Annotated in this window: 2 protein-coding genes; both read right to left on the bottom strand. The window is 71.7% G+C overall.

Annotated elements, in window-relative coordinates:
• Nucleotides 1-151: 151 nt before the first annotated feature.
• The gene (locus ACFRQN_RS03640; RefSeq protein ID WP_380737958.1) at nucleotides 152-1,174 is read right to left on the bottom strand and encodes a ribosome-inactivating family protein; all 1,023 of its coding nucleotides are present in this window, start codon (nucleotides 1,172-1,174) and stop codon (nucleotides 152-154) included.
• Between the two features lie 85 nt (nucleotides 1,175-1,259).
• Complete coding sequence (locus tag ACFRQN_RS03635) at nucleotides 1,260-6,374, bottom strand: hypothetical protein (RefSeq protein ID WP_380737956.1); 5,115 nt, start codon at nucleotides 6,372-6,374, stop codon at nucleotides 1,260-1,262.
• Nucleotides 6,375-6,534 lie beyond the last annotated feature (160 nt).

Genomic DNA, 6,534 nt, shown 5'->3' with positions numbered 1-6,534 from the left:
CCGCCGGGGCGGCGCACCGGCCGGCTGCCGACCGTGGGCTGCTCGGTCTTGCGCGGGTGGGGCCGGTGCAGGAGGCGTTGCCGCCCTTCGGACGCGAGGCCTCGTCGGCGCCGGGGCAGCCGCAGCTCGTGAGGTGGACCGTCAGGAGCCGTCAGGCGGACGCGCAGGGGCCCTTTCCCTTCTTGTCCGAGACGGATACCCCGCCGCATCGCCCCTCTCTGCTGCCGTTGCCGTTGTAGACGCTGACGACGTCGAACACGATCGGCGTCACCGCCGTGCGGTGGACGTACTGCGGGGGCGCCTGCGGGCCGACGTTGAAGTCGTTCGCGTCGAACCTGTTCTTCTCTCCCTGGGAGCTGCCCTTCGCCGGTTTCCAGAAGGCGTACTTCGACATGTCGGACCAGTTCGTCATGTAGTTCAGCAGGTCCGTGCTCAGGGTGGTGGCCTTGCCGACCTGCGGCCACCCGGCCCGGACCGCTTCGGTGATCGGGGCGAACCGCGCGGCTTCGGCGAAGAGGACGGCCGGCTGGCACAGGGACGCTCCCCCGGCTCCTGCGCCCTTGTCGGCGAGGTCCATGACCGCCTTGTTCAGGCTGTTGTCCGTTGTCTCCAGCTTTCCGGTGCTGATCTCGTTGCAGAGCGCGGAGTACCCCACGCCCTTCGTCCATTTGTCGGTGCTGTTGGCAGGGAAGGGATAGTCTCGCCAGTCCTGCTCGGGCGTTTCGAACCGGAGGTACCGGTCCTTGGCCTGGTTGTACAGGCCGATGATGTAGAGGTCGTCCTTGCGCATCAGGAAGGTGATGTGCTGCGACTGGTCGCGGCTGGTGATCCGGAGCCCGACGAAGTCCTTCGTCTCATATTTCTTGGGCTTATTGGGTTTGGCGTCGACCACCTTCTGCTGCATGGACGGGCTGACGTGCAGCCTCCGTATACGGTCGGAGGTCTCCGTATCGGCAGCGGGTGCCACGGCGTCGCGGATCGACGCGATGTACGCGGCGTAGGCATTCGAGGCCTCCCACTGTGGCTTCCCGAATTCCAGGAGTTCGGGGAGCTGCGGGGCTTGCGGTGCCGCCTGTGGGTCGGTGGTCGGAGCGGTGGAGCAGGCGGCCAGGGACACGGCGGCGAGGCCGATGGCGAGGACGGACGGGTACCGGGGTGCGGGGGGCCTGGGCATGGGGTGGCTTCTTTCGGGGCCCGACGGGCCCGCGCGGGTCGGATGCGAGGGGGCTGCGCGAGACCGGGCGTGGCCGGAGGGCGGTTCAGGAAGCGGGGAGGCGCTTGCGCCGCTCGGCGGGTGCCGCCGTGCGTTTGGCGGGCGTCGTGCGCTTGGCGGCGCCCCGGCGGGGCTTCGTGTCCGTCGGGCGAGGTGTGGTGCGGGAGGTCCGCGTCGTACGCGGGGTCGGGCTGGGGCCGACCTGCGTGCGGGTCTCAGGAGCCGGAGGCTGGAGGGCCGCGCCCGTCGAGTCCTTGAGTACGGGCGTGGCCGTCAGCGTGACGGCCTTGGCGGCCTTTCCGACCAGGGTGAACGTCTGCTGGGCCACCGGCGCGAGCGTGGGGACGACGAAGACGACGGTGAGGGATTTCCCGTCCTTGGACGGGGTCGCCGTGGCGACGGTGGATCCGGGGTCGTGGGTGAACCCTTCGCCCTTCACGGTGACCTCGAAGGTGGCCCCGCGTACCGTGCTCTGGCCCGTGTTGGTGAGGTTCCAGACGTACGTGACGTTGTCGTCGACCCGGGGCGCGGGGGGAGAGACCGCCGTGGTGACGGGGACCTGCGGGGTGTTGCCGATGGGCACGGGGTCGCTGCCGGAGGCCAGGCCGGTCGTGGAGCCGACGGTGGCGGACCGGGTGACGGCGGCCTTCGGGCCGGCCGGGTCGGGGGAGACGGTGACCCGTACGGCGATCTGCGCGGCCTCGCCCGGTGCGAGCTCCCCCACGGGGACGGTCCGCCGGCCGGGGTGCGCCGGATCGACGGTGCCGCTGCGCGGGGCGGTGTCGACGGTGGCGTCCAGGAAGACGAGGTCCTTCGGGAGCGTCAGGACGAACGAGGTGTCCCGGGCGCTGGAGGGCCCGTCGTTGCCGAGGGACCAGACCAGGACGCTCTGGCCGCCGGCCGTGACCGGGTACGGGAGTTGGAAGGCGCTGATCCGTACGGTGCTGCGGACGGTGACGTTCAGCCGGGCGGTGCCGGTGACCGGGCTCGCGCCGTCCGCGAACAGCAGCGCGGTGACGGCGAGTGGATCGGGTCCTTTCGCCGTGGTGGCGGGGGCCTGGGGCGACACCCGGCAGGTGACCCGCACGGTCTGCTTCCCGGTGGAGAGGCCGTCGAGGCCGAGGGTGAGGTGTCCGTCGCTCTGCGACAGCGAGGACGAGGCCTGGCCGTCGACCAGGACCTCGGTGGCGGTGAGCTCCGGGGGCAGGGCGACCCGGAGGGAGGCGGGGCCGGTGGCGCAGGTTCCGGCTCTGGCGACCGTCCAGGTGAACGGGACGGTGGCACCGGCATCGACGGTGCGGAGGTCGGCGGTGTCCGGGCCCGGGGTGAGCGCCAGGACGGCGTCGGAGTCGATCTCGATCCGCGCCACCGCGTCGGCCGCTGCCTGCCCGTTCTCCGTGACCACCGCCCGTCCGCGCACCGTGCCCCGTGCCTGGGCCAGGCCGTCGGTGGTGGTGGTGCCGGTGGCGGTTACGGTGACGGGCAGGCCGGGCTTGAGGTCGGGCAGGGGTGTCGAACCGGCCTGGCCGGACGTCTTCCTGCCGTTCGAGACGGTGATCTTGGGACTGCCCAGCTCGGGCGGAAGGGTGAGGGCGGCGACGGCGCCGGAGGCCAGCGACGGACCGCGGTTGACCACCGTCCAGACGAGCGAGGCCGGTTCGCCCACCGTCACCGGGCTGGGGGTACCGGTGCCGTCGATCGTGAGCGCGCTCGTGCGGGTGACCCGCACCGCGTCGGTCTTGCCCGTGGCGTCGGCGGTGTTGCGCGCCTTGGCGGTGGCGGTCACGGCAGGGATGGTGTCCGCCTTGGCGGCCGGGTCGACGAGGGCCGTGACGGTGACCGTGCGCTGTTCGCCCGGACCGAGCCGATCGATCCGCGGCCACTGGACCTTCCTGCCGTCGGGAGCCGGCGCGCCGCTGTGGGAGGAGGTGCGGTAGGTGAGGGAGGCCGGCAGGCCGACGGTGAGGTCGATCTTCTCCGCGGCGGGCCCGCCGGTGTGGGCGAGGGTCCACACATAGGTGAGGTCGCGCCCGGCGACCACCTCGGGCGGGACGGCCGTGCCGGTGAGGCCCAACGCGGCCTTGACCTCGGCCGTCAGGGTGTTCTTGACCTCGGGGGCGTCGGTGGCCCGGGCGTGGGCGGTCGCCTCCAGCGGGCCGGCGGCATCGCTGCGGACGGTGGCGGTGGCCTCGAAGGTCAGCTGCTGGTCCTTCGACAGCCTGCCGAGGGAGTCGAGGACGAGCTGCCGGTTCTTCCCGTCCCAGGTCGCCGTCTGTGATCCGCCTTTGGTGACCTTGCCGTTCGGGTCGGACACCTGGTCGGGCATGGCGATCCGGACGGTGAGCCCGGACGTGTCGGAGGGCCCCTTGTTGGTCAGCGTCCAGCGGTAGGTGATCGGCTTTCCGGAGTCGGCGGGGTTCGGGGCGACCTCGCCGATCAGGTCCAGCTGGGACGAGGCGCGGGCGGTGGCCTCGGCGGTCTTCCAGAGCGGGAAGGCCTGTGCGGAACAGGCGTACGCGCGGGCGGGCAGCGAGCCGGTGGCACCGTCGTCGACGACGGTCTCCACCGAGAAGTCCTGGGTCTTGCCCGGGGCGAGCGAACCCAGGTAGCCGACGATCACCTTGGGGGTGGGGGCGGCGGGCAGCCCGTCGACCTTCTTCGGCTTGACGTCGGTGGGCAGGGTGATCGACACATAGATGTTCTCGGCGGTGACCTTTCGGCCGGTGTTCTTGAGGGACCAGGAGTAGGTCAGGGGCTTGCCGGGGTCGACCGTTTCCGGATCGGCCTTCGCCTTGGTGAACTTCAGTGTGGTGGTCTTGTCCTTCTTCTCGTTGTCGTCCTCGTCGTCCGACTCGTCGTGGTCGCCTCCGTTGCCATCGCCGCCGAACGGGGGCGGGAACCCGAAGGGCCCGAAGCCGGAGGGGAATGTGAAGCCGCCCTTCCCCTGCTTGACGGGGATGGTGATGTCCCGGTGGACCTCGGTGGAGCCGTCTCCGGTGAACCGGCCGGTGACGGTGACCTTGTCGTCTCGCGTGCTGCCGACCGTCGTGACGACCGTGAACCATCCGCCGGCCTCGTTGGGCTTCAACTCCGGCAGGGTGTAGGTGGGTTGCCGGCCGTCGACGAGGTGCAGGGCGCTCGGCAGTTCGACCGTACGGGTCGCCCTGCGGGCCAGGGACGGACCGGTGTTCACCACCCGCCAGGCCAGGGCGAGCTGGTCGCCTTCCCGGACCGTGTCCGGACTGAACCGGGCATCGGCGATGCTGAGTTGGGCCTTCACCGCCACCTGGACCGTGGCCGGTGTCTCGGGCGTGCCGGCCGGCTTCCCGGTGCGGGGATCGTGCGTCCGCGCAGCGGCGCCGGCCCTGAGGGTGAGCGAGCCGCGCGCCTCCGGGGCGGGCCAGGCGCAGACGGTGAGGTCGGTCGGGTGGTTCGGTGGGAGGGCGCCGAGGTCCCAGCTGATGTCGTCGCCCTTGACGATCGCCGTCGGAGTGGTGGACACACAGGCGGCACCTGGCGGCAGGGTGGCCCGTGCGGTGACGCCGGCCGCCGTGGAGCTCCCGGTATTGGTGAGCGTCCACCGGAAGTCAGCGGGGTGGGCACGGTCACCTGCCACCACCACGGCCGGGTCGGTGGCTTCGGCCCGCAGCGACAGCACGGCCTCCGCGGTGGCGGTGACGGTCGCCTTGGTCGCGGGGAGTCTGATCGGCTTCTTCGTCGTGGCGTCCGGAGTGGTGGCGGAGGCCTTCGCCGTGGCGGTCAGGGGGCCGAGGGCCCCGGGGCCGACCTTCGCGGTGACGGCGACGGCGGTGTCGCCGGGCTCGACCGGGGGCAGCGCCCAGCCGATACCGCCGCCCCGCTGGAGCGTGCCGCCCTGGGTGGCGGAGACGAAGGTCAGGCCGTCCGGCAGCGTCGCGGTGACGGTGAGACCCCGGACGACGGAGGGGCCCGCGTTGTGGAAGGTCCAGGTGCAGGTGACGTGGTCCCGCCCGGCGACCGCCTGCTCGGGGACGGCGACCGCTGCGCAGGTGAGGGTGGCGAGCTCCTGGACCTCCAGGGTGACGGGTACGAGCGGGGTGGTCGCCGGAGAGTCGTCCGGGCTGATGAACGTCGCCACGGCGGTGGCGACCAGGGGACCCCGTGCGCTCGGGGAGGCCGTCGCCATGACCGTCACGGTGCGTGACTCGGGTGGGTCCAGGTAGCCGTGCTGCCAGAGGACCGTGCCATCGGCTTGGAGGGCTCCGCCCCCGTCGGCGGAGGCGAAGCGCACCCCGGCAGGCAGGACGACCCGCACACTCACCAGCTCGGCGCTGGACGGCCCCCGGTTCTCCATCTTCCAACAGAAATGAAGAGGTTGATCCGCGGCCACGGTGTCCTGGGCGGGGTGGCCCGTCAGGGAGAAGTCCACCTTCGACACCGGGACCACGATCGCCTGCCGGCTCGGTGTCCACGGCGCTGACTGGGCGCCGTGGATACCGAGCAGGACGTTCATGGGGAGGCCGGCGTTCGGCACGATCGCCACGGTCAGGGCCACCGTGGCCGTCTCGCCGCGCTTCAAGGGTGGCAGCTTGTGGTCCCGGGTGGGTTTGTCGTCGATGGTGCAGCCGACTTCGCTCAAGCCGTACCCCATGTCGAAGTCGAACCCGGCGGAGGTGACGTCGTCGGGCCCGCTGTTCGTCACCGTCCAGGTGATGACGGCCGTCTCGCCCGCCGTCGGCCTGGGAGGGTGCACGGTGCCCTGGCCCGGGACGAGCATGCCGTTCTCGAAGACGGTGATCTCGGTGTCCGAGGAGCCGGGGTCGAGGTGGGTGCCGTCGCCGAGGAACTCGGCCTTGACCGAGAGATCGGTGACATAGGAGCCCCGGCCCGTCGGCGGCGCCACGACCAGCGTGACCGGCAACCCCGCCTTGAGGTCCTCGACGGACACGGACGACGACGTCAGGACGATCGTGTCCTTGCCCTGGCTCGCCAGGGTGAACCGGCCGGTGTGCTCGTCGATCCGCCGGAAGTCGAACCGCCGGGAGGGGTTCGACCAGGTGTAGGTGATCCGAACGCACCCCTGGCCGCCGGGCCCCACCTCTCCGGCGCTCAGGCCCACGTTGGTTTCCAGCGCCACCTCCTGGCCGATCAGGGCCGTCTCCGGGGCCTGCGTGACGGTCACTTCGATCGTTGCCTCGCCCGTGCCACCCGCTCGCTGCCGGGTCCTCGCCGTCCTCTTCGCGGCTGCCGTACGTGCCATCGTCCTGCTGCTCCTCGGTGTGGACTGCTCGGCGGGAAGGGGCGGCGATGAGCCGGCGGGGAACGCCGGGTGGGCACTGTCC

The sequence above is a fragment of the Kitasatospora sp. NPDC056800 genome, from assembly GCF_042789775.1.
In the GTDB taxonomy this organism is placed as follows: domain Bacteria; phylum Actinomycetota; class Actinomycetes; order Streptomycetales; family Streptomycetaceae; genus Kitasatospora.
The sequence above is the reverse complement of the archived record's forward strand: the minus strand, read 5'-3'. Positions and strand labels throughout refer to the sequence as shown.

Bases quoted from the DNA above. Each gene is read 5' to 3' on its own strand.
- ACFRQN_RS03640 (WP_380737958.1), bottom strand. From the start codon at position 1,174: ATGCCCAGGCCCCCCGCACCCCGGTACCCGTCCGTCCTCGCCATCGGC.